The organism is Novosphingobium anseongense (assembly GCF_037482895.1).
Taxonomy (GTDB): Bacteria; Pseudomonadota; Alphaproteobacteria; order Sphingomonadales; family Sphingomonadaceae; genus Novosphingobium; species Novosphingobium anseongense.
Window position 1 is genome coordinate 1,015,021 of record NZ_JBBHJZ010000001.1, and the last position, 17,637, is coordinate 1,032,657.

The following is a 17,637-nucleotide window of genomic DNA, read 5'->3' on the forward strand; positions in this document are numbered from 1 at the left end:
ACGGCAGATCCCGTCATCCGCGTCTCGGCCATGCCGGCCGACGCCAATGCCTACGGCGACATCTTCGGCGGCTGGCTGATGAGCCTTATGGACAGTGGCGCCGGGCTCATCGCCGCGCGATATTCGCACGGGCGCGCAGTGACCGTGGCGATGGACGGCATGCAGTTCCACGCCCCGGTCAAAGTGGGCGACGAAGTTTCGGTCTACGGCAAGCTGGCCAAGGTCGGCCGCACGTCGATGGCCATCCAGATCGAGGCCTGGCGGCGTGACCGTCACCAGGAAGAGAGCATCAAGGTGACCGAGGCGGTCTTCACCTTCGTCGCGATCGACGAAGCGGGGAAACCCCGGCAGGTCAAACAGGAGAAGTAGCAACGTGTCCGATCAATACGACGTCATCGTCCTCGGTTCCGGCCCCGGCGGCTATGTCGCCGCGATCCGCGCGGCGCAGCTCGGGCTCAAGACCGCGATCGTCGAGCGCGAGCTGCTCGGCGGCATCTGCCTCAACTGGGGCTGCATCCCGACCAAGGCGCTGCTGCGCTCGGCCGAGGTGTTCCACCAGATGAAGCACGCCAAGGACTATGGCCTGGCCGCCGAGAACATCAGCGCCGACCTCGAAGCGATCGTCAAGCGCTCGCGCGGGGTCGCGGCCCAGCTCAACAAGGGCGTGACCGGGCTGATGAAGAAGAACAAGATCGACGTGCACATGGGCACGGGCAAGATCACCGGAGCGGGCAAGCTCGCGGTCGAAGCCGACGGCAAGACCACCGAGCTGTCCGCCAAGCACATCATCGTCGCCACCGGCGCGCGCGCGCGCGAGCTGCCCAAGAAGACGGGCAAAGCCGACGGCAAGCGCATCTGGACCTATCGCCACGCGATGACCCCGCCCGAGAAGCCGACCAAGCTGCTCGTCGTCGGTTCGGGCGCGATCGGCATCGAATTCGCCTCGTTCTATAACGACATCGGCGTCGACGTGACCGTGATCGAGATGATGGACCGCGTGGTCCCCGTGGAAGACGCCGACGTTTCGGCCTTCCTCGACAAGGCGCTCAAGAAGCAGGGTATCAAGATCCTGACCTCGGCCAAGCTGGAAGACATCCAGCCGGGCGCCGACTCCGTCGCGGTCAAGATCAAGGACAAGGACGGCAAGGTCACCGACGAGACCTTCAGCCACGTCATCGCCGCGATCGGCATCGTCCCCAACATCGAGAACATCGGCCTCGAGGACGTGGGCGTCGAACCCGACGAGCGCTTCAACGTCAAGGTCGATCCCTACGGCCGCACCAACGTCAAGGGCATCTGGGCGATCGGCGACGTCACCGCCGGCCCGTGGCTGGCGCACAAGGCCAGCCACGAGGGCGTCACCGCCGCCGAGGCGATCGCGCAGGAGCTGGGCAACAAGGACGTCCACCCGCACGCGCTCGACCGCCGCAACATTCCGGGCTGCACCTACTGCCACCCGCAGATCGCCAGCGTCGGCCTGACCGAGGTCAAGGCCAAGGAAGCCGGCTACGAGCTCAAGGTCGGCACTTTCCCGTTCATCGGCAACGGCAAGGCGATCGCGCTCGGCGAGCAGGAGGGTTTCGTCAAGACGGTGTTCGACGCCAAGACCGGCGAACTGCTCGGCGCGCACATGATCGGCCACGAAGTCACCGAGCTGATCCAGGGCTATGTCGTCGGCAAGACGCTCGAGACCACCGAGGCCGAGCTGATCCAGACGGTGTTCCCGCACCCGACGCTCAGCGAAATGATGCACGAGTCGGTGCTCGCCGCCTACGGCCGCGTCATCCACATGTGAGACATGGTGCCCTCCCTCGTAGCGGGGGAGGGCGCCGGTCGTTCAGCCGATCCGGCACTGCCGCACGATATGCTCGAACACGGCGACGTGGAGCGGGCTGGTGAATTCGCAGCCGACGGCCTCGTCCTGCAGCCAGCGAATTTCGGCGTTCAGTATCTCCAGCCCGGGGATGCGGATGCGCAGCGGCGTGCCGCGCTTGGCGTCGGGCATGCAGGCAATCCGGAAGCCGGCCTGGGAAATGTCGTCGAGCTGGGCGCGGGTCCACGGTCGCGCGCCCTGGCGTACCTCGCAGGACAGACTCACTTCGGCCCGCTCCGCAAAAGCGCGCGTGCAGCCGAGATCGGACGATATGGACTCGTGTTTCACCGCTGGACTCCCTCCGTCCCCGATAGCCGCCGGAGGTTTCGAAGCGGTTAGCGACTAGAGCGCCGCGACGAGGCCGATCGTATCGTGATCGAGCATCGCCTGGCTCATCCGAGCGGTATTGGCGGTGTTGACCGTCTCGGGCTGATATTTCGATTCGGTCGTCATCCAGATGAAGTGGCCATAGACGAGGAACACGCCGTACTGGTGCATCGCCTCGTCGAAGCTCGGCGGGGTCACGCCGTTGGCGGCGAGCGCGTCGAGATAGTGCCGCACCAGCGCCCCCTCCCAGTTGCGCCGATCGGCAAGGTCGATCGAGGCGGAGATATGATACGACACCTCGAGCATCGCCGGCCCGGTGCTGGCGAGCGTATCGAGGAAGCCAGGCGTCCCGTCGGTATCGATGTAGAGGTTGCCCAGGTGGATGTCGCCGTGCAGCACGCAGTGCGGCAGGGTCTTGCTGAAGGCGACGACCTTGCGCCAGGCCTCGAGCATCCAGCCATGGTCCTTGAAGCGCTCGGCCACGGCGACGCCGCGCGGCAGGCCAAGGAACCGTGCCCAGTTCGCCGGCGAGGCCTTGTCGTCGAAGAAGCCCGCCATGACCTCGAAGAAATCGACGAGATCGGCCCACTTGCCGCCGGGCTTGATCGCCGCGCTCTCCCAGGTCTTGGCATGAAAGGCCGCCAGCAGGGCCAGCCGCTGCGCGACCTGCTCGTGGCTCTGCGGCCGGGTCGCGTGGCACCATTCGACACCCTTGGCGACGAGGTCCTCCATGATGATGATGCCCTGGCGCGCTTCGGGATCGAAGTCGGCGAAGAAGCAGCGCGGGTGGGGCAGGGGCACTTCGGGATAGATGTCGCGGTAGCCGCGCACCTCGCGCAGATGCATGTGATCGAGCTTGCGCGCGTGCTCCTCGAACCCGCCCTTGACGATGATGAGCTCGGGAATGCCGGCGGCGATCGCAGCCTCGTCGCGGGTAAGCCGCAGACGGATCTTCGAGCAAGTAGTGAAAATAGTGTCGACCACCTCGGCGCCGGTGATCGTAACTCCCGGCGTGCGCTGGCGTAGCGCCCGGGTCAACCATGCGGCGGTCACCCCCTCGACCGTGACGGGCAGGGGGAAGTAGCTGGCGGCGGACATAGCCTCTCCTCGGTTCCTTGTCGCGGACGATCCTATGGATTGGCGCGCCCGAGCGCCAAGACGATCCTTGGAACGAGCGGCTTGCGCGTTCTTGCTTGGGTGTCCCCAACCTGTCGAAGCGATTCAGGCCGACGAAACATTAGGAAGCGCAGGACGTTGCTCCGATCACTAATGACCGAAGGAGATGAATGATGCCTCGGACAACAAAGACGGTCGCAAGCTTTCTCGCGCTCGCACTGCTCGGCACCACGCCGGTTCTCGCGCAGGCCAGCTGGCAGAACAACCAATCGAGCTGGCAGAACCGCGGCGGAGGCTGGGATCGCGACGCTTTTTGGCGCGATGCCCCCAGCGACCTGCGCCAGCGCGTGGAATTCCTCCAGCAGCGCATCGATACGGGCGCGCGTGACGGCTCGTTGACCCGCAGCGAGGCGCGCGACCTCAACCGCCGGCTCGATCCCATCCGCCGTGACGCCCGTCGCAGCAACCTGAACGGCTCGCGGCGCGACGCGCTGCAGGCGCGAATGGACGACATCAGCCGTCAGATCCGTTGGCAGCGCCGCGACGGCGACGACCGCTACGGCAACCGCGACGGCTACAATGACGATCGCTTCCGCACCGATTATGATGCCTCGCGCTACTATCGCGACGACGCGCGCTATCAGGAACGTCGTCTGGGCAACAACGACGAGGTCTATCGCGGTTCGGACGGACGCTATTACTGCAAGCGCAGCGACGGCACGACCGGCCTGATCGTCGGCGCGATCGGCGGCGGCGTGCTCGGCAACGTCATCGATGGCGGTCGCAACCGCGTCGGTGGTACGCTGATCGGCGGTGCGCTGGGTGCCTTGCTGGGCCGCACCGTCGACCAGAACAGCGCCAACAGCGACGTTCGCTGCCGCTGAACTTTCTTCCGTGCTATTCGAAGGCCGGCATCCTCGCGGTGCCGGCCTTTTCGTTTCGTCGCATCGCTTCAGCAAATTCTGTTGACCATCTCCTCAGCTTCCCGTTCAATCTCCCTGCAACTGGGGAGGGGCGATATGGCTGACAGGCCATGGCTTGTGATCGATCGGATCCGCCGAGGGCGCAGTTCCAGCCCGCCGGCCGGCACCTCACGACGGGGGAGGTGAGGCAGAGCCGGGCCGATGCCACTGACCGCATCCCCTCATGACTAGAGCCTTGCGCCAGATCGCAATGGCACTGTTGCTGGGCCTGGCCACATTCGCCGCCGTTACCGCTTCTATTGCCAACATCGGTTCCCATTCGTTTCCTGTCGGCTTCTGGGTGGCGAACGGCATTCCGCTCGCCGTGCTCCTGCGGACCGCGCGCGCGCGCTGGCCGTTGCTGATCGCCGCGGCCGTGGCCGGTGATTTCCTGGCGGGCTTACTCTTCCGGCCTCACGGCCTGGGGCTGAACCTGTTCTCCTGCATCAGCAACGTCGGGCAGTACCTGCTGATCGCCGCGGTGCTGCGCGCGCGGTTCGGCTCCTACTTCGATCTGCTCCACGCGCGTCAGGTCCGCTGGCTGCTCATCCTCAGCATTCCCGCGACGGTGGTGAAGGGCGCGATCCAGGTCCTGGGCGGCGTGCTCATCGCCCGTCCTTCGGCCGTGCTCGAAATACCAGTCGTCTGGTTCCTGTCCTGCATGCTCGGTCTCTTCGTGCTCTCGCTGCCGCTGCTGGCAATTGCGAGTGCACCGGCGACCCGTCAGGCGCGGTTCGATGTCCTCGGCGTGATCGTGCTCGTGGGCGTGGTCGGACTCGGCTTCGCGATCTACGGCCCGCCGGCTTTCCCGGCGCTCTATCTGCTGATGCCACCGCTCATGCTTCTCGCCTGGCGCTATGGATTGCTTGGCGCGGGGATCGGCGCGCTGGTGAACAACGTGCTCGGATGTGTGCTGGTGGTCAGCACCAGCGGCATCGCCACGCGGCTGATGGCGGCCGGCTACGACGCCAGTGGCGTCGGCATTTATCTCGGATTGTTCTATAACGCCGCAATCCTCATCAGCCTGCCGGTCGCAGTCGCCCGCGCCCAGCAGAAGTCGACCGAGGCGGCGCTGGCAGCGGCGCTGACCGCCGCCGAGCGCCGCGCCGCGCAACTGGCCGACAGCGAGGCCGCGATCCGCCGGAGCCAGGCAACCCTCCAGCAGTCGGAACAGCGCTTCCGCACCATCTTCGAGCGCGCGCCGTTGGGGATCGCGCTGGTCGATCCCGAGACCAACCGCATCCTCGACATCAACCCCAAGTTCGAGGCCATCGCGGGCTGGACGCGCGAGGCCGTGCTCGATCAGTCCTGGCCCGACATCACCGACCCCACGCTCCTGCGCGAAGAGGCCGAGAAGGCTGCGCGCATCGCCAATGGCGGGGGGCCGAGCTTTCAGATCGAGAAGTGCTACACCCGCGCGGACGGCGAAGCCGTGTGGATCAATCTCGCGGTCACCCACATCACCATGCCGGGCAGCGACACAGGCCGCTTCCTCGTAATGATCGAGGACATCAACGAACGCAAGGCGCTGCAACAGCAGATCCATGCCGTGCAACGACTGGAAGCCGTGGGCCAGCTCACCGGGGGCATCGCGCACGATTTCAACAACCTGCTGACTGTGATGATCGGCAGCAGCGAGGCGCTGGCGGACGAACTCGAAGATCCCGAACAACGCGAACTGGCACGACTCATCCTCGACACGGCCGAGCGCGCCGGCGAACTGACCCGCGGTCTCCTCGCCTTCGCCCGCCGCCAGCCGCTCTCGCCGGGCGCTTTCGACGTCAACCGTCTGCTCGAGAACTGCGAGCCGCTGATCCGACGGACGCTCGGCGCCAATCTCGCGTTCTCGATCGACACGGCTCCGGGCGCCGGCACGATCTTCGCCGATCGCGCCCAGACCGAAGCCGCGGTCCTCAACCTCTGCCTCAATGCCCGCGACGCCATGCCCGACGGCGGACGCCTGACCGTGACGACCGGCCGGACCGTGCTCGACGACGAATTCGTCCGCACCCATTCGGGAGCGCCGACCGGCGATTTCGTCATCATCTGCGTGAAGGACACCGGTACGGGGATCCCGCCCGAGGTGCTCGATCGCATCTTCGAGCCGTTCTTCACCACCAAGGAAGCGGGCCGCGGCACCGGCCTGGGGCTGAGTATGGTCTATGGCTTCGTCCAGCAGTCGCACGGCTATATCGACGTGGAGACGCGCGAAGGCGAGGGTACCACCTTCTCGCTCTACCTGCCGGTCGCGCATACCCGGGCGTCCGCCGAGGATGCGGCCGCGCCCGATGCGATCCGCGGCGGCACCGAGACGGTGCTCGTGGTCGAGGACGACGGCATCGTCCGTCGCCACGTGTGCAACCAGCTTCGCGGGCTCGGCTACGATGTCATCGAGGCCGAGGACGGCGCCGACGCGCTCGCCGTGCTCGAGCGCCAGCCGGCGATCTCGCTGCTGTTCACGGACGTCATGATGCCGGGGGGGATCAGCGGGATCGAACTGGCCGACAGTGCGCGGACTCTTCTGCCGCAGCTGAGCGTGCTGTTTTCCTCGGGCTATTCGGACGAAGTGCTCAGCGAATCCGGCCATGCGATCGACCGCACCACGCTTCTGCCCAAGCCTTATTCGCGGCGAGATCTGGCCGAAAAGATCCGCGAAGCCATCGACAAGGCCGTCTGATTTTCGGTCACCCCGTCCTGCCGGCGGGAAATTGGCAAGCCCGCTCGATTGTGGCACAAACCGATTCATGAACCTGGTGGTAACCATGACACCCGAGGCCTTGCCCGAAGCGACCAGCATCAGCCTGAGCCTGCCCGAGACCATGTCCTTCGAGGAGTGGGAAGCGGTCGGCGCCGAACTCGCCAACCGCGCCAAGAAGCTCAACTGGTGGATCGGCGACTGGTGGGCCGCCGGGCATCATCGCTACGGCGACCGTGCGCGGCTCGCGGCGCGCGGGCTGTTCGGCAAGGAGTTCAAGACGCTCGCCAACATTGCCAGCGTCTGCCGCGCTTTCGAGCCCGATCGCCGGCGCGAGCAACTCAGCTGGTCGCACCATGCCGAGGCGGCGGCACTTTCGCCCAACGCCGCCGACATGCTGCTCGACCTGGCCGAGCGCGACAAGATGTCGAAGGCGCAGGTCCGCGCCGCGGTCACGACGATCCGCGGCGGCTCGGCGGCACGATCGGCGTCGGCCGAGCTCGCCGGTCTCTACCGCGCCTACAACCGCCTCTCGCCCGAACTGCGCATGGAGGCCGCGCGCGCCTTCGCCGCTTTCGCCGAGAGCGGCGACGAGATCGATCCCGATACGGGCCATGCGAGAGCCGAGCCGGAGCCCGAACCGATGGTCGATGCGGCGTTCGAGACCGCAGCCGAGCCGGCGCCCGAGTTCGCGCCACCGGCGGCGGCAGACGTGATCCTGGATCACGATGCCATCGCCGCACGCACCGTGCCCGAGGAACCGTCGGAAGATGCGCAAGCGCCGGACGAAGACGTGCTCGACCTGTCGCTCGATGCGGCCGACATGATCGTGATGCCGCTGGCCGAAACCGATTCCATCCCGCCGGCCGCCGATGACTGGGATGCCCCCGACGCGTTCGCCCCCCCGGCCAGTCCTTCCGGCGAAGCCCCGGCGGCAACGTCCCCCCTCGATTTCGCAGACAGCGGTTCGGTCCTCGATCTCGACGAACTCGCCGCCGACCCCGAAGCGCCGCGCGACCTGGTCCTCGAGGAAGAAACCGCATCGGCCGGCGCATCCGAGGCAGTGCTCGTGCTCGAAGGCACGGCCGAAGCGCCGCACGACGGCTACGACGCCTTCGCATCACCGGCGACGGTCGAAACCGCACCGCTCGCGGGAGTTTCGGAAGCCGTGCTCGATCTCGAAGCGCTTGGCGTGCCGCTGCCCGATCATGCGCCCGAGCCCGTGCTCGACCTGGCGAGACTCGACGCGGGCGACGGCGTACTCGATCTCGGCGGCATGACGCAGGACCGGCCCGAACCGGTGCTCGATCTCGGAGAGACCGCGAAGACCGACGAGGACGCGGAATTCTCGCCGCCCCGCTGATCGAGCGGGTCTGGCGGACAGGGTGGGATTCGAACCCACGGTGAGCTTCCACCCACGGCGGTTTTCAAGACCGCTGCCTTAAACCACTCGGCCACCTGTCCTTGCATTTCGGCGCATAGCCGGAATGCGGCAAAGCGCAAGCCACCCGGCGCGATGGCGCGACCGACCGTCGCATCGGATCGGCTTTCGACAGCTGATCGGCCTGCCCGGCATTCACAAGCCCCGGGGCCTGTGCAACAGTCGGCGGCGATGACCCTGCGCCGTTTGTATTCTATCGCCGCCTCGCTCGCGCTCGCCCTGTCCGCCGGCTCGCCGGCCGTCGCGCAGAACGCCGGCGATGCTGGCTTCCAGGCCTATCTGCAACTCCTGGCGGCGCGTGCCCGCGCCGAAGGCGTGAGCGAACCGACGATCGCGCGGATGACCGCGGGGCTGACCGTCAACCCGCGCGTCGTCCAACTCGACCGCGCGCAGCCGGGTGGACCACCATCGGCCCGGCCTTCGCCTTTCGCGCCCTATCGTCGCACCCATGTCGATGCGGGCCGGATCGGCGCGGGACGCGCAATGTTGCAGCAGGTCTCGGGCCTCCTGCCGCGGATCGAGGCGACCTATGGCGTACCCGGCAAGATGCTGCTGTCGATCTGGGGCCACGAGACGCATTACGGCTCCTATACCGGCGATTTCGATCTGGCGCGTTCGCTGGCGACGCTCGCCTACGAAGGTCGCCGCCGCGATCTCTTCGCCGGCGAATTCATCGCCGTGCTCAAGATGGCCGACCGCGGCGTTCCGCGTGATCGGCTCAAGGGCTCCTGGGCCGGCGCCTTCGGGAACCCGCAGTTCCTGCCCAGCGTCTATCTGACCACCGCGGTCGACGGCGATGGCGACGGCCGTCCCGACATCTGGTCGAGCCGCGCCGATACCCTGGCCTCGATCGCCAACTATTTCCGCAAGGCCGGCTGGCGCACGGGCGAGCCCTGGGGCGTCAGCGCCGCGATCCCCGCGAGCTTCGACTGGACGCAGGTCAGCAATCGCCTCGTCTCGCCGACCTGCCCCGCAGTCTATGCGCGCCATTCGGCTTGGAAGACCGTCGCCGAATGGCGTCGGCTGGGGGTAACGCCGGTCGGCGCGATCGGCGACCAGACGCTCGCCGCGCTGTTCCAGCCCGACGGCCCCGGCACGCCCTCGTGGCTGTTAACCGGGAATTATAGGGTCATCCTCCAGTACAACTGCTCGAATTACTACGCTTTGTCGGTGGGGTTGCTAGCAGATGAGATCGCCCGTTAACCATGCGCTTCCGCTGGCCCTCGTCGCGGCGCTCGCCGGTGGCGTGGCCGCCTACGCCAAGCAGAGCCCCGCGCCGGTTCCGGTCAGCGGCCCCGCGGCAGACTATCCCGTCGTCGTCGGCGATCCGTTCCAGGTCGGCGGCGCGACCTTTACCCCCGAAGACCGCCTGAACTACGATGCGGTCGGCTATGCCGACGTGGGCGCCGCAGGCGGCACGGGCATCTCGGCCGCGCACAAGACGCTGCCGCTGCCCAGCTATATAGAAGTCACCTCGCTCGAGAGCGGCAAGACCATTCTCGTGCGCGCCGAACGTCGCGGACCGATGAACGACCGGCTGATCGAGCTCTCGCCCGGCGCCGCCGCGCAGCTCGGCCTCGCCGGCAGCGCGCGCCCCGCCGTGCGCGTGCGCCGCGTCAATCCGCCCGAACAGGAACGCGCGATGCTGCGTTCGGGCGGCCGCGCACCGGAGCGGATGGAGACTCCCAAGGGCCTGCTCGACGCACTGAACCGCAAGCTCGCCGCGGGCACGAACGCGCTTTCGCCCAAGCCGGCGGTGGCGCCGGCCAGCGCGACCCCGGCTCCAGCCGCAACGGCCACGCCGCGTTCGGCTCCGAGTGCCACGCCGCGTCCGCTCCCAAGCGCCGCGCCGAAGCCGAGCCCGACGCCGAAACCGAGCCCAACCCCCAAACCCACCGCGACGCCCGCGCCGGCGGCTCCGGCTCCCGCGCCGACGACAGCCGCCGCGCCGCGCCCGGCCGCGACAGGTTCGCAGATCGTCCAGGTCGCGGCCTTCTCCACGCAGGACCGCGCCAATGCCGCCGCTGCCAAGCTCGGCGGCCAGGTCAGCCCGGCCGGCCGTGTCTGGCGTGTCCGCCTCGGCCCCTTCGCAACGCGGGCACAAGCCGATGCCGCGCTGGCGAAGGCCAAGGGCGCGGGGTATAGCGATGCTCGAATCCAGCGCGCCGACTGATTGACTGCAATCGCGCCGCGCGGGAGATCGTGCACCGGAGCGTGATTGTTGCGAAGATCCCTGGCCATGTTGCTCGTTCCGGCGCTGATCGCGATGCCGGCGGCTGCGAGGATACCGACGCCGCCCGAAGAACTGGCCAATATTCCGGTCGCCCTGTTGGTCGACATGAATTCGGGTCGCACGCTCTACGCACGCCAGCAAGACCTGCGCTTCGTGCCCGCCTCGATGGCCAAGGTGATGACCGCCTATGTCGCCTTCGAGGAAATGGCCGCCAGTCGGCTCCCATCTGACCGCCAATTCGCCGTGAGCGATGCCACCGCGCGCCAGTGGAATGGCCGCGGTACATCGATGTATCTGAAAGGCGGAGATCAGATCACCGTCGATGCCTTGCTCCATGGCGTCGCCACGGCTTCGGCCAACGATGCTTCGGTGGTTCTTGCCGAAAGCCACGCGGGCGACGTGCCGCGCTGGTGCGCGCTGATGAATCGCGCTGCGCAGACGCTTGGCATGAGCGGTAGCCATTTCGCCACGCCAAACGGTTGGCCCGACAAGGGCGCGACCCATGTCACCGCACGCGATCTCGTCACGCTCGGCGAAGCGACGATCACGCGACATCCCGATCTATACCGCCGCTACTTCGGCCAGAAGCGGATGACCTGGAACGGAGTCGAACTCACAAGCCACGATCCTACCGTCGGGGTGGTCCGCGGCGCCGACGGCATCAAGACCGGGCACACCAACGAAGCCGGCTACAATTTCCTCGGCTCGGCCGAGCGCGATGGCCGCCGCCTGATCATGGTGGTCGCCGGCGCGAAGAGCGAAGCCGAGCGGGCGAAGGCCTCGCGCGCGCTGCTCGAATGGGGTTTTTCCGAATGGCACGATCGCCCGCTGTTCGCCAAGGGCGCATCCGTCGGCAAGGCCGTGGTCCAGGCCGGCGACGCGCGCGATGTCCCGCTGGTCACCTCGCGTGCGCTCGCAGCCACCCTGCAGAAAGGTGAGAGCGGGCCCATTTCGCTGACCGTCCACTACCGCGGTCCGCTCGTCGCGCCGATCGCCAAGGGTGTGCAGGTCGCCGAGCTCGAAATCCGCGCCGGTAACGCGCCGCCAAGCCGCCTGCCGCTCTACGCCGCTGTCTCGGTGGACAAGGCTGGGCCGCTTGACCGGCTGGTGAACGGTGTCATGGGACTGTTCTCATGATCGCAGGCAAATTCATCGCGCTCGAAGGCGGGGAAGGGGTGGGCAAGTCGACCCAGACCCGGCTGCTCGCTGATGCCTTGCGTGCACGCGGCATCGAAGTCGTCGTCACACGCGAGCCCGGTGGCACGCCGGGCGCCGAGATCATCCGCGGCCTGCTGCTCGGGCTCGACGGCGAGGGCTGGAACCCGCGCGCCGAGGCGTTGCTTTTCGCTGCCGCGCGCTCGGATCATGTCGAACGCCTGATCCGCCCGGCCTTGTCCCGCGGACAATGGGTCATCTGCGATCGTTTCCTGGATTCGAGCCGCGCCTATCAGGGCGGCGGCAGCGGTCTGTCCGATGAAGACATCGGCGAATTGCACCGGATCGGCAGTCAGGGACTGTTGCCGGACCTGACCCTGCTGCTCGAAGCACCGCCCGCGGTCGTCGAAGCCCGCCTGTCCGCGCGCGACACCGGCGGCAGCGACCGGATCGGCGGGCGCGAGCCCGCCTATCACGCGCGCGTCGCACAGGCCTTCGCCCAATTCGCCGAGAGCGAGCCCGCGCGCTTCGCCCGGATCGACGCCGCGGGCAGCGCCGATCAGGCCCATGCCGCGGTCCTGTCCGCACTGTCTCCTCTGTTGTCCGCCTTATGACACCACGGGACAGCGGGCTTTTGGGCCATGACGGCGCCTGGCGCGAATGGACAGCCGCGCTCGAATCCACGCGCATGCACCACGGCTGGATCCTCGCCGGACCCAAAGGTCTGGGGAAGGGCATGTTCGCTCGCGCGGCGGCGCGCGCGCTCGTTGCCGAGCCCGGAGTGCACCAGCCCGAGGGCGCGCATCCCGACATCCTGCTGCTCGATCCGCTGCCCGCAAACGACGACGAGGAGAAGAAGCGCGACGAGGGCAAGCCCTACCAGACCAAGCGCAACATCTCGGTCGACCAGATCCGCCGCATGCAGAGCCGGCTCGTCACGCGCCCGACCCTGGGCAGCCGCCGCGCGGTGATCATCGATCCGGCCGACGGGCTCGAGAAGGCCTCGGTCAACGCGCTGCTCAAGAGCCTCGAGGAGCCGCCGGCCGGCACCTATTTCCTGCTGGTGACGCATCAGCCGGGCCGTTTGCTGCCGACGGTGCGCTCGCGCTGCCGGATTCTGCGGTTTCCCGCACTCGACGCCGCCCAGGTCGACGCCGTGCTGCGCCGCGAGGAGCCTGCAGCCGACAGCGCCACGCGCGCCGCCGCGGTCGCCGCCGCCGCCGGCTCGCCAGGTGCGGCGCTGGCCTTCGTCGGGCGCGATCTCGGCCCGTTGCACGGGCTGATGCAGCGGATCATGCGCGAGGGCGATCCCGGTTTCACCTTGCGCGGCGCGCTTTCGGAAGCGATCGGCGCGCGGCCGGACCGCGATCGCGTGCTCGCCACGCTCGATCTGGCGCGCGCGACCCTGGCCGAAGACCTCGCCTCGGCGCCGCGCCCGCGCCAGCTCAAGCTGATCGCCGCGCACGAGGCGGTCACCCGGCTCGCGGGTCAGGCGCCGACCTACAATTTCGACCCAGGCCTGCTTATCATGGAGATTGGCGGGTTGCTGGCCTCGGCCGCCGTGCCTAGAGAGGCGGCAACCTGAAAACTTGAGAGATCGCACGCGCCCCATGGCCGAACCCTATTACCTGACGACCGCCATCAGCTATCCCAACGGCAAGCCGCACATCGGCCACGCCTACGAGGCGATCGCGGCCGACGTCATGGCCCGGTTCAAGCGTGCGCAGGGTTTCGATGTCCGTTTCCAGACCGGTACCGACGAGCACGGCCTCAAGATGGCGCAGAAGGCGCGCGACCTGGGCATTACCCCCAAGGCGCTGGCTGATGAAATGTCCCAGCATTTCATCGACATGTGCAATTGCCTCGCGGTGTCATACGATGTCTTCCTGCGCACCAGCGAAGACCGTCATCACAAGGCCAGCCAGGCACTGTGGCAGCGCATGGAAGCCAGCGGCGACCTCTATCTCGACCGCTACGAGGGCTGGTACTCGGTCCGCGACGAGGCCTATTACGACGAGAGCGAACTGACCGCAGGGGAAGGGGGCGAGAAGTTGTCTCCCCAAGGCACCCCGGTCGAGTGGACCGTCGAGGAATCCTGGTTCTTCCGTCTCTCGAAGTACGCCGACCGGCTGCTCGCGCTCTACGACGACAATCCTGCGTTCCTGCTGCCCGACAGCCGCCGCAACGAGGTCGCGCGCTTCGTCGAAGGCGGACTGCGCGATCTTTCGGTCTCGCGCACGAGCTTCGACTGGGGCGTCAAGGTGCCCGGCAGCGACGGCCACGTCATGTACGTCTGGGTCGACGCGCTGACCAACTATCTGACAGGCCTCGGTTTTCCCGATGACACCGCGGACATGGCCAAATGGTGGCCGGCCGACCTGCACCTGATCGGCAAGGACATCGTCCGCTTCCACGCGGTCTACTGGCCGGCCTTCCTGTGGAGCGCCGGGCTCGAGCTGCCCAGGCAGGTCTTCGGTCACGGCTTCCTGCTCAACCGCGGCCTGAAGGAATCGAAGTCGCTCGGCAACGTCACCGACCCGGTCGAACTGGCCGAGCGCTACGGTGTCGACACCTTGCGCTACTTCCTCCTGCGCGAGGTCGCCTTCGGCCAGGACGGCTCCTATTCGCCCGAGGCGATCGTCACGCGCGCCAATGCCGAGCTGGCCAACTCCTTCGGCAACCTGGCGCAACGCTCGCTGTCGATGATCTTCAAGAACCTCGACGGCCAGTTGCGCGCCGATTGCGAAGTTGCGCCTGCCGATCAGGCCCTTGCAGAGGCGGTGCAGGGCGGAATCACCGCGTTGCAGACCCATTTCGATGCGCTTGCGTTCAGCGATGGCCTGGAAGCCTGGATGAAGGCCGTTTTTGCCTGTAATCAGTACGTTGACGAGCAGGCGCCGTGGACTTTGCGCAAGACCGATCCCGCGCGCATGGCCGCCGTGCTGATGACGCTGTTCCGCTGCGTGCGCGACCTGGCCATCGCCGTGCGGCCCGTCGTGCCAGCCTCGGCGGACAAGTTGCTCGACCAGATAGGCGTCGCTGCGGACCGGCGCGACTTCGCGGCGCTGGCCAATTCCGCCTGGTTTGCCGATCTCGTCGCGAGCGGCTTCGTGGTCTCGCAACCGGTCGGCGTGTTCCCGCGGCTCGAACTGCCAGCCGAAGACGCCTGATGCTGATCGATTCGCACTGCCATCTCGAATACAAGGGCCTCGTCGAGGACCAGGCGGGCGTCATCGCGCGCGCCAGGGAGGCCGGAATCGGCGGTTTCCTCAACATCTCGACGCGCCAGCGCGAATGGGACCAGGTGATCGCCACGGCCGCGCGTGAGACCAATGTATGGGCCAGCGTCGGCATCCATCCGCACGAAGCCGACGCCCACGCCGATCTCGGCGCTACGGCGCTGCTCGAGGCCGCGGCGCATCCCAAGGTCGTCGCCATCGGCGAGACCGGGCTCGACTACTATTACGACCATTCGGACCGTGAAACCCAGCAGGGACTGTTCCGCACACACATCGGCGTCGCGCGCGAAACCGGGCTGCCGCTGATCGTGCACACGCGCGACGCCGAAGACGACACCGCGCGGATCCTGGCTGAGGAGATGGAGCAGGGGGCCTTTCCCGCGCTGATCCACTGCTTCACGGCCTCGGCCCATTTCGCGCAACTTGTGCTCGACCTCGGGCTCTACATCTCGCTTTCGGGCATCGTCACCTTCAAGAACGCCAAGGACCTCCAGGAGGTCGCCGCAAAACTTCCCGCCGGCAGGATCCTCGTCGAAACCGACGCGCCGTTCCTCGCGCCGATCCCGCATCGCGGCCAGACCTGCGAGCCGGCTTTCACGGCCGACACCGCGCGCTTCGTCGCCAAGTTGCGCGGCGAGGACCCCGCGGAACTGGCCGAAAACACGACGCGCAACTTCTTCGAACTGTTCTCCAAGGCGAAGTTGAGCGAGGTTGCGCCGTGAAGTTGCGCATGCTCGGCTGCGGGACTTCGACCGGCGTGCCGAGGGTCGGCGACGTGCCCGGAGGCGATTGGGGGCTCTGCGACCCGAACGAGCCCAAGAACCGCCGCACACGCGTTTCGATCGTCGTCGAGAGCAACGACGGCCGCCGGATTCTCATCGACACGTCACCCGATCTGCGGGCGCAACTTCTAGCCAACGGCATCGAGAAGCTCGACGCGGTGTTCTGGACGCACGACCATGCCGATCACGTCCACGGCATCGATGACCTGCGGCCGATGCGCTATGGCCGCGGTGGGCCGCTGCTCGGCTATGCCGCCGACGAAACCGTGCGGCGGCTGCGCCAGCGCTTCTCCTACGTCTTCGCCGGAGAGCACGGCTATCCGACGATCGTCGAGCTCGACAACCTCAGCCGCCTGCGCATGTGCGTCGGCTTTGGCGTCTCGTTCTGCCAGATGCCGCACGGGCCGGCGCAGTCGACCGCCTATCGCTTCGAGGCCGACGGCGCCTCGATCGGCTATGCCACCGATTTCAGCGCGGTCACCGCCGAGATGGTCGCGCTGTTCGATCGCTGCGACATCCTGGTGATCGACTGCCTGCGCCGCGAACCGCATCCGACGCACGCGCACCTGGGCATGGCGCTCGAACTGGCCGAGGCCGCGCGCGTGCGCCGCGCGGTTATGACGCATCTCGACAAGTCGATGGACTATGCCGAGCTGAGCCGCGAAGTGCCGCCGTATGTGGAGGTCGGCTACGACGGGCTGGAGCTCTCGGCATGACCGCGGGCCTGGTCGTGATGCTGCTCAGCGCCACGGCCGCCTTGTTCCTGGCCGTGCGCGGCTTGCAATCGCGTGGGCTTAGCTTCGAGAACAAGGCCGTGATGGCCGTGGTCTGGATCGCGATCATCACCGCGCTGGCTTTCATCCTCGGGCGTTTCGCGGCATGACCCCTGCGAGGGCGCCGTTTGTCCAGCCTCAATTTAACATAATATATATTATCATTCCAACATGACCCAGAACCCGCAAACTCCCCTCGACCGCCTGCTCGGCATCATGGCGCGGCTGCGCGATCCGGTGAAGGGCTGCGAGTGGGATCGCGCCCAGGACTTCGCCTCGATCGCGCCCTATACGATCGAGGAAGCCTACGAGGTCGCGGACGCAATCCAACGCCAGGACCTGCGCGCGTTGCGCGACGAACTCGGCGATCTGCTGCTCCAGGTCGTATTCCACGCGCGCATGGCCGAGGAAGCCGGACACTTTGCCTTTCAGGACGTGGCTGCGGCGATTGCCGGCAAGCTCGAAGCACGCCATCCACACATCTTCGGCGATGCCGCCGACGACGGCCAGACGCAGAAGCGCCGCTGGGAGGAATTGAAGGCCGCGGAACGCGCAGCCCAAGGTGCGACGAGCGCGCTCGATGGTGTTGCCATGGCACTGCCGGCGCTTATGCGAGCGGAGAAGCTTCAGAAACGAGCTGCGAGGGTCGGCTTCGACTGGCCCGATCCCGCCGGTCCGGCAGCCAAGGTCGTCGAGGAGATGTCCGAACTCGCCGAAGCCGATGAAAGTTCCCGCCAGCAGGAAGCTGGCGACCTTCTGTTTGCCGCGGTCAATCTCGTACGCGCCTATGGCATCCCGCCGGAGGATGCGCTGCGCGACGCCACTGACAAATTCGAGCGTCGGTTTCGCGCGATGGAAATGATTGCCAAGGCGCGCGGCGAGGATTTCGCCGAGATGAAACTCGATCGGCAGGAAGATCTATGGACCATCGTGAAGGCGCAAGAACGGCAAAAATAGAAATCGAACGACTCGAGCAGCAAATCACCACGCCCAATAGGCTTTAAAATCGCCCCAGAGGCACTCTGCAGCGCCAACAGACCT

General features: G+C 67.1%; 17 protein-coding genes and 1 tRNA gene. 15 read left to right on the forward strand and 3 right to left on the reverse strand.

What is annotated here, in order from left to right:
- Positions 1 to 30 precede the first annotated feature (30 nt).
- Entirely contained in the window at positions 31 to 369 is a 339-nt protein-coding gene (locus WG901_RS04895; protein WP_339586646.1) for an acyl-CoA thioesterase, read from the forward strand.
- 4 nt (positions 370 to 373) lie between these two features.
- Complete coding sequence (gene lpdA, locus WG901_RS04900; protein ID WP_339585887.1) at positions 374 to 1,795, forward strand: dihydrolipoyl dehydrogenase; 1,422 nt, start codon at positions 374 to 376, stop codon at positions 1,793 to 1,795.
- Between the two features lie 42 nt (positions 1,796 to 1,837).
- On the opposite strand, the gene WG901_RS04905 is transcribed toward lpdA, so the two are convergent.
- Both WG901_RS04905 and WG901_RS04910 read right to left on the reverse strand, forming a co-directional pair.
- Positions 1,838 to 2,161, reverse strand: a complete 324-nt coding sequence (locus tag WG901_RS04905) for a PilZ domain-containing protein (protein ID WP_339585888.1) — start codon at positions 2,159 to 2,161, stop codon at positions 1,838 to 1,840.
- A 54-nt stretch (positions 2,162 to 2,215) separates the two neighbouring features.
- On the reverse strand, positions 2,216 to 3,298 hold the full coding sequence (locus WG901_RS04910; RefSeq protein ID WP_339585889.1) for a phosphotransferase family protein: 1,083 nt from the start codon (positions 3,296 to 3,298) through the stop codon (positions 2,216 to 2,218).
- Between the two features lie 191 nt (positions 3,299 to 3,489).
- Between WG901_RS04910 and WG901_RS04915 the strand changes: the two genes are divergently transcribed.
- The 3 genes from WG901_RS04915 (at position 3,490) to WG901_RS04925 (ending at position 8,336) form a co-directional block, all read left to right on the forward strand.
- Positions 3,490 to 4,200 carry a glycine zipper 2TM domain-containing protein gene (locus WG901_RS04915; protein ID WP_339585890.1) on the forward strand — a complete coding sequence of 237 codons (711 nt, stop codon included), beginning with the start codon at positions 3,490 to 3,492 and terminating at the stop codon, positions 4,198 to 4,200.
- A 289-nt stretch (positions 4,201 to 4,489) separates the two neighbouring features.
- A complete protein-coding gene (locus WG901_RS04920; RefSeq protein WP_339585891.1) occupies positions 4,490 to 6,955 on the forward strand; it encodes an ATP-binding protein in 2,466 nt (821 codons plus the stop codon).
- A gap of 67 nt (positions 6,956 to 7,022) precedes the next feature.
- Positions 7,023 to 8,336 carry a hypothetical protein gene (locus tag WG901_RS04925; protein WP_339585892.1) on the forward strand — a complete coding sequence of 438 codons (1,314 nt, stop codon included), beginning with the start codon at positions 7,023 to 7,025 and terminating at the stop codon, positions 8,334 to 8,336.
- Positions 8,337 to 8,347: 11 nt separating this feature from the next.
- Here WG901_RS04925 and WG901_RS04930 read toward each other — a convergent pair.
- A tRNA-Ser gene (locus WG901_RS04930) sits at positions 8,348 to 8,437 on the reverse strand.
- A gap of 148 nt (positions 8,438 to 8,585) precedes the next feature.
- On the opposite strand from WG901_RS04930, the gene WG901_RS04935 reads away from it, so the two are divergent.
- From WG901_RS04935 to mazG, 10 genes are all read left to right on the forward strand, one after another.
- Positions 8,586 to 9,617, forward strand: a complete 1,032-nt coding sequence (locus WG901_RS04935) for a lytic murein transglycosylase (RefSeq protein WP_339585893.1) — start codon at positions 8,586 to 8,588, stop codon at positions 9,615 to 9,617.
- Complete coding sequence (locus WG901_RS04940; RefSeq protein WP_339585894.1) at positions 9,601 to 10,587, forward strand: SPOR domain-containing protein; 987 nt, start codon at positions 9,601 to 9,603, stop codon at positions 10,585 to 10,587. The genes WG901_RS04935 and WG901_RS04940 overlap by 17 nt, the downstream gene beginning before the upstream one ends.
- 66 nt (positions 10,588 to 10,653) lie before the next feature.
- Positions 10,654 to 11,784 (forward strand): D-alanyl-D-alanine carboxypeptidase family protein, encoded by a 1,131-nt coding sequence (locus WG901_RS04945; protein WP_339585895.1) that lies wholly within the window; start codon positions 10,654 to 10,656, stop codon positions 11,782 to 11,784.
- Complete coding sequence (gene tmk, locus WG901_RS04950) at positions 11,781 to 12,416, forward strand: dTMP kinase (RefSeq protein WP_339585896.1); 636 nt, start codon at positions 11,781 to 11,783, stop codon at positions 12,414 to 12,416. Before WG901_RS04945 ends, tmk begins: the two co-directional genes overlap by 4 nt.
- Complete coding sequence (locus tag WG901_RS04955; RefSeq protein WP_339585897.1) at positions 12,413 to 13,387, forward strand: DNA polymerase III subunit delta'; 975 nt, start codon at positions 12,413 to 12,415, stop codon at positions 13,385 to 13,387. Before tmk ends, WG901_RS04955 begins: the two co-directional genes overlap by 4 nt.
- A 25-nt stretch (positions 13,388 to 13,412) precedes the next feature.
- On the forward strand, positions 13,413 to 14,972 hold the full coding sequence (gene metG / locus WG901_RS04960; RefSeq protein WP_339585898.1) for a methionine--tRNA ligase: 1,560 nt from the start codon (positions 13,413 to 13,415) through the stop codon (positions 14,970 to 14,972).
- Positions 14,972 to 15,763, forward strand: a complete 792-nt coding sequence (locus tag WG901_RS04965; protein ID WP_339585899.1) for a TatD family hydrolase — start codon at positions 14,972 to 14,974, stop codon at positions 15,761 to 15,763. Before metG ends, WG901_RS04965 begins: the two co-directional genes overlap by 1 nt.
- The gene (locus WG901_RS04970) at positions 15,760 to 16,539 is read left to right on the forward strand and encodes an MBL fold metallo-hydrolase (RefSeq protein WP_339585900.1); all 780 of its coding nucleotides are present in this window, start codon (positions 15,760 to 15,762) and stop codon (positions 16,537 to 16,539) included. The genes WG901_RS04965 and WG901_RS04970 overlap by 4 nt, the downstream gene beginning before the upstream one ends.
- On the forward strand, positions 16,536 to 16,706 hold the full coding sequence (locus WG901_RS04975; RefSeq protein ID WP_339585901.1) for a hypothetical protein: 171 nt from the start codon (positions 16,536 to 16,538) through the stop codon (positions 16,704 to 16,706). Before WG901_RS04970 ends, WG901_RS04975 begins: the two co-directional genes overlap by 4 nt.
- A 61-nt stretch (positions 16,707 to 16,767) precedes the next feature.
- Complete coding sequence (gene mazG / locus WG901_RS04980; protein WP_339585902.1) at positions 16,768 to 17,553, forward strand: nucleoside triphosphate pyrophosphohydrolase; 786 nt, start codon at positions 16,768 to 16,770, stop codon at positions 17,551 to 17,553.
- The last annotated feature ends 84 nt before the right edge of the window (positions 17,554 to 17,637 follow it).

Excerpts from the sequence above, each read along its gene's own strand:
- WG901_RS04895 (WP_339586646.1), top strand. The coding sequence starts at position 31 with ATGCCGGCCGACGCCAATGCCTACGGCGACATCTTCGGCGGCTGGCTG.
- WG901_RS04910 (WP_339585889.1), bottom strand. The coding sequence starts at position 3,298 with ATGTCCGCCGCCAGCTACTTCCCCCTGCCCGTCACGGTCGAGGGGGTG.
- WG901_RS04915 (WP_339585890.1), top strand. The coding sequence starts at position 3,490 with ATGCCTCGGACAACAAAGACGGTCGCAAGCTTTCTCGCGCTCGCACTG.
- WG901_RS04920 (WP_339585891.1), top strand. The coding sequence starts at position 4,490 with ATGGCACTGTTGCTGGGCCTGGCCACATTCGCCGCCGTTACCGCTTCT.
- WG901_RS04925 (WP_339585892.1), top strand. The coding sequence starts at position 7,023 with ATGAACCTGGTGGTAACCATGACACCCGAGGCCTTGCCCGAAGCGACC.
- WG901_RS04935 (WP_339585893.1), top strand. The coding sequence starts at position 8,586 with ATGACCCTGCGCCGTTTGTATTCTATCGCCGCCTCGCTCGCGCTCGCC.
- WG901_RS04940 (WP_339585894.1), top strand. The coding sequence starts at position 9,601 with ATGAGATCGCCCGTTAACCATGCGCTTCCGCTGGCCCTCGTCGCGGCG.
- WG901_RS04945 (WP_339585895.1), top strand. The coding sequence starts at position 10,654 with ATGTTGCTCGTTCCGGCGCTGATCGCGATGCCGGCGGCTGCGAGGATA.
- tmk (WP_339585896.1), top strand. The coding sequence starts at position 11,781 with ATGATCGCAGGCAAATTCATCGCGCTCGAAGGCGGGGAAGGGGTGGGC.
- WG901_RS04955 (WP_339585897.1), top strand. The coding sequence starts at position 12,413 with ATGACACCACGGGACAGCGGGCTTTTGGGCCATGACGGCGCCTGGCGC.
- metG (WP_339585898.1), top strand. The coding sequence starts at position 13,413 with ATGGCCGAACCCTATTACCTGACGACCGCCATCAGCTATCCCAACGGC.
- WG901_RS04965 (WP_339585899.1), top strand. The coding sequence starts at position 14,972 with ATGCTGATCGATTCGCACTGCCATCTCGAATACAAGGGCCTCGTCGAG.
- WG901_RS04975 (WP_339585901.1), top strand. The coding sequence starts at position 16,536 with ATGACCGCGGGCCTGGTCGTGATGCTGCTCAGCGCCACGGCCGCCTTG.
- mazG (WP_339585902.1), top strand. The coding sequence starts at position 16,768 with ATGACCCAGAACCCGCAAACTCCCCTCGACCGCCTGCTCGGCATCATG.